The sequence below is a fragment of the Betaproteobacteria bacterium genome (genome assembly GCA_016791345.1).
GTDB lineage: Bacteria > Pseudomonadota > Gammaproteobacteria > Burkholderiales > JAEUMW01 > JAEUMW01.
In genome coordinates, this window is record JAEUMW010000421.1 from 1 (window position 1) to 4,374 (window position 4,374).

The window sequence follows — 4,374 nt, forward strand, 5'->3', positions numbered from 1 at the left end:
AGCTCGTCGTGCTCGGCCTGGGAGAAGAGGTCCATCGCCACCCAGTCGGGGTCGGTGCTGCCGTCGCAGATGACGAGGATCTCCGACGGACCGGCCACCATGTCGATGCCGACCACGCCGAAGACCTGCCGCTTCGCCGCCGCGACGTACGCGTTGCCGGGGCCGACGATCTTGTCCACCTGCGGCACGCTCCCGGTACCATAGGCAAGCGCACCGATCGCCTGGGCGCCACCCATGGTGAACACCCGGTTGACGCTGCACAGCGCAGCCGCTGCCAGCACCATCTCGTTCTGCTCGCCATGCGGTGTCGGCACCACCATGGTCACTTCGCCGACACCGGCGACCTTGGCCGGAATCCCGTTCATCAGCACCGATGACGGATACGCCGCGCGCCCGCCCGGCACGTACAGGCCCACGCGATCGAGCGGCGTCACGCGCTGACCGAGTTCGGTGCCGTCCGCTTCGCGGTAGCTCCACGAGTCCTGCAACTGGCGCATGTGAAAGGCACGAATGCGCTCCGCCGCGTGCTCCAGCGCCGCGCGCTGCGCGCCGGGCAAGCCATCGAGCGCTGCTTGCAGCCGTTGCGGGGCGACTTCAAGCGTGCGCATCGATTCCGCCTGCAGATGATCGAACCGCCGCGTGTAATCGAGAACCGCCGCGTCGCCGCGTCGCTTCACGTCGGCGAGAATCTCGCTGACCGCCGTCTCCACCCGCGGGTCCTGCGCCGACTCGAAGGCGAGCAGCGCCGCCAGCTGCGAGTCAAAGTCCGGCTGCGTGGATGCGAGGCGTCGCAGCATCGGCGTGCGGTTGCGAGGAGAGCCCGCCGACCGCCCGCGCCATGGCGTCTATGAGCGGCTGGATGCGGTCGCGGCGCAGCTTGAGCGCCGCCTGATTGACGATGAGCCGCGCCGAGATCGGTGCGATCAGCTCCACCGCCTTCAAGTCGTTCGCGCGCAGCGTCCCGCCACTCGACACCAAGTCGACGATCGCATCGGCGAGACCGGTCAGTGGTGCGAGCTCCATCGAGCCGTAGAGCTTGATCAGGTCGACGTGCACGCCCTTGCGCGCGAAGTGATCGCGCGCGGCGTTCACGTACTTGGTCGCGACGCGCAGCCGCGCACCGTGGCGCACCGCCGACTCGTAGTCGAAGCCCTTCGGCACCGCGACCATCATGCGGCACGCGCCGATGCCCAGGTCGAGCGGCTGGTACAGCCCCTGGCCGCCATGCTCGTAAAGCACGTCCTTGCCGGCGATGCCGAGATCGGCCGCGCCGTGCTCGACGTAGGTCGGAACGTCGGTCGCGCGCACGATGAGAAGGCGCAGGTCGGGGCGCGTCGTGCCGACGATGAGCTTGCGCGAGCGCTCCGGGTCCTCGGTCGGCACGACTCCTGTCGCCGCGAGCAGCGGCGCGGTTTCGTCGAAGATGCGCCCCTTCGAGAGGGCGAGCGTGACGGGTTTCATGGACCCCGCATTTTACTGCACGGCGGCGCGCGGCGCCTCGACGAGCACCGCAGCCCGCGGGTGTATGCGACGCACGCGCGCACCGAGGTGGGCGAGTTTCTCCTCGAGACGCTCGTACCCGCGATCCAGGTGGTAGATGCGATCGACGGTCGTCTCGCCCGCCGCCACGAGGCCGGCGATCACCAGTCCGGCGGAGGCGCGCAGGTCGGTTGCCATCACCGTCGCCCCCTGCAGCCGCGCGACCCCTTGCACCACCGCCGTGTTGCCGTCGATGCGGATGTCGGCGCCGAGCCGCTGCAATTCGACGGCGTGCATGAAGCGGTTCTCGAAGATCGTCTCGCGGATGACGGCGGTGCCCTGCGCAACCGTGTTGAGCGCCATGAACTGCGCCTGCATGTCGGTCGGAAACGCCGGGTACGGTGCGGTGCGGATCGACGTCGACTTGAGCGTGCGCGGCGCGGTGAGCTGAATGGCCTCGAATGCGGATGACTTCTCGGAGGTGATCTCGCAGCCGGCGTCCATGAGCTTGTCGACGACGGCATCGAGATAGCACGACGAGGCGCCGAGCAGCCGCACCTTGCCGCCGGTGGCGGCCGCCGCGCACAGGTAGGTACCGGTCTCGATGCGATCCGGCATGATCCGGTGCCGCGCGCCATGCAGTTGCGGCACGCCGCGAATGCGGATCACGTCCGTCCCCGCGCCGGAGATCTGCGCGCCCATGGCGACCAGGCAATTGGCGAGATCCACGACCTCCGGCTCGCGCGCGGCGTTCTCGATGACCGTGTCACCCTCGGCCAGGCAGGCTGCCATCATGAGGTTCTCGGTGCCGGTGACGGTCACCATGTCCGTGAAGAGGCGCGCGCCCTTGAGGCGTGGACTCGACGCCTGGACGTAGCCATGTTCCACCGAGATCTCCGCCCCCATCGCCTGCAAACCCTTGATGTGCTGGTCGACGGGGCGCGCGCCGATCGCGCAGCCACCCGGCAGGCTCACCCGCGCCTCGCCGGCACGGGCCACCAGGGGCCCCAGCACGAGGATGGACGCGCGCATGGTCTTGACGAGCTCGTACGAAGCGAGCGGTCGGTCGAGCCGGGACGCGTCGAGCGTCACCATGTCGGCCTCCTGCAGAATCCGCACGCCCATCTGCCGCAGCAGCGTGAGCATGGTGGCCACGTCCTTGAGCCGCGGCACGTTGGTGAGCGTGAGCGGCTCCTTTGTCAGCAGCGCCGCACACAGGATCGGCAGGGCCGCATTCTTCGCGCCGGACACACGGACCTCTCCGTGCAGGGCGACGCCGCCCTCGATTGCGAGCTTGTCCAAGGAAATTCTGACCTTCTGGAATTGAAAGAAACCGCGCTAGCGGCTGGCCTGCCACTGCTCGGGTGTCAACGTGCGCATGGAAAGCGCGTGGATCTCTTCGCGCATCCGATCGCCCAGGGCTGCGTATACGAGCTGATGACGCTGCACCGGCGTCTTGCCTGCAAATGCACTGCTCACGATCAGCGCCTCGAAATGGTGACCGTCGCCTTCCACCTCCACGAGCTGGCAGGGGAGCTTGTCGGCGATGTTGTGCTTGATGCTGTCGGGGGTGACCATGAATTGCCCTTTGCAAGACTAATACCGCAGCTTGTACCCGCGCGCGAGCAGCCGCAGGGTGAGGCATGATAAGGCGGCGAGACTCGCCAAGACAACCGCGAGGCTCCACAGCGGCGGAAAGTCGGAGTGGCCGAAGAAACCGTAGCGGAAGCCGTCGATCATGTAGAAGAACGGGTTCAGGTGCGATGCCGTCTGCCAGAACGCCGGCAACGAATGGATCGAGTAGAAGACGCCGGAGAGGAACGTGAGCGGCATGATGAGAAAGCTCTGGAAGGAGGCGAGCTGGTCGAACTTCTCCGCCCAGATGCCGGCGAGGACGCCGAGGCAGCCGAGCACCGCGCTGCCGAAGAAGGCGAACAGGAACGTCCATAGCGGGTGGTCGAGCCGCAGTTCCGCGAACCACACCGTCGCGATGAGGATGCCCACGCCGACCGCCAGACCGCGCACGACCGCCGCGAGGACATAGGCCAGGAAGAACTCGCCGGGCGAGATGGGCGGCAGCAGCACAAACAGGATGTTGCCCGTGATCTTCGACTGGATCAGGCTCGACGAGCTGTTGGCGAAGGCGTTCTGCAGGATCGACATCATCGCGAGCCCGGGGATGAGGAAGGCGGCGTAGCTCACGCCGGGGAACGCCTCCACGTGCCCCGCGAGCACGTGCGAGAAGATGAGCAGGTAGAGGAGTGCGGTGACGACCGGCGCCAATATGGTCTGGAAGCTCACTTTCCAGAAGCGGAGCAGTTCCTTGTAGAACAGCGTGAGGAAACCGGATTGCATGGCGCGCCGGACCTATCGGTGCATGATGCGCACGAACACGTCCTCGAGGTCGGGGACGGCGATCTCCATGTCCTGCACGTCGATCCCCGCCTCGCGCAGCGCGGTCAGGATCGCCCCCACCTGCGCGAAATCCTTGAGCTCGACTGTGCGCACGCCATCCTCATGACCGGGCTGCAACGCTTCGAGCGCAGCCGGCAGCCGATCCGGATCGAGCCGCAGCCGCAGCGTGCGGCCGGGCACGCTGCGCAGCAGGTTTGCCGTGGTGTCGAGGGCGACGATGCGTCCGGCCTTCATCATCGCGATCCTGGAACAGAGCATCTCCGCCTCTTCCAGGTAGTGCGTGGTGAGGACGATGGTGTGCCCTTCGCGATTCAGATCGCGCATGAAGGCCCACAGCCCCTGCCGCAATTCCACGTCCACCCCGGCAGTGGGCTCGTCGAGCACGATCACCGGCGGCTTGTGCACCAGGGCGAGCGCCACCAGCACGCGCCGCTTCATGCCGCCGGACAGCGCACGCATGTTGGTCCGCGCCTTCGAGGT

Annotated in this window: 6 protein-coding genes; all 6 read right to left on the reverse strand. The window is 67.2% G+C overall.

What is annotated here, in order from left to right; translation table 11 throughout:
- On the reverse strand, window positions 1-797 hold a 797-nt coding region (gene hisD, locus JNK68_15970), incomplete at its 3' end, for a histidinol dehydrogenase (protein MBL8541841.1).
- Window positions 760-1,461 carry an ATP phosphoribosyltransferase gene (locus JNK68_15975; GenBank protein ID MBL8541842.1) on the reverse strand — a complete coding sequence of 234 codons (702 nt, stop codon included), beginning with the start codon at window positions 1,459-1,461 and terminating at the stop codon, window positions 760-762. The genes JNK68_15975 and hisD, both read right to left, overlap by 38 nt.
- Before the next feature lie 12 nt (window positions 1,462-1,473).
- Window positions 1,474-2,781, reverse strand: coding sequence for a UDP-N-acetylglucosamine 1-carboxyvinyltransferase (gene murA / locus JNK68_15980; GenBank protein MBL8541843.1), 1,308 nt, complete (start codon window positions 2,779-2,781; stop codon window positions 1,474-1,476).
- Window positions 2,782-2,817: 36 nt separating this feature from the next.
- The gene (locus JNK68_15985; GenBank protein MBL8541844.1) at window positions 2,818-3,057 is read right to left on the reverse strand and encodes a BolA family transcriptional regulator; all 240 of its coding nucleotides are present in this window, start codon (window positions 3,055-3,057) and stop codon (window positions 2,818-2,820) included.
- Window positions 3,058-3,075: 18 nt separating this feature from the next.
- Window positions 3,076-3,834 (reverse strand): ABC transporter permease, encoded by a 759-nt coding sequence (locus JNK68_15990; protein ID MBL8541845.1) that lies wholly within the window; start codon window positions 3,832-3,834, stop codon window positions 3,076-3,078.
- 12 nt (window positions 3,835-3,846) lie between these two features.
- Window positions 3,847-4,374, reverse strand: a 528-nt coding sequence (locus JNK68_15995) for an ABC transporter ATP-binding protein (GenBank protein ID MBL8541846.1), incomplete at its 5' end; no start/stop codon positions are given.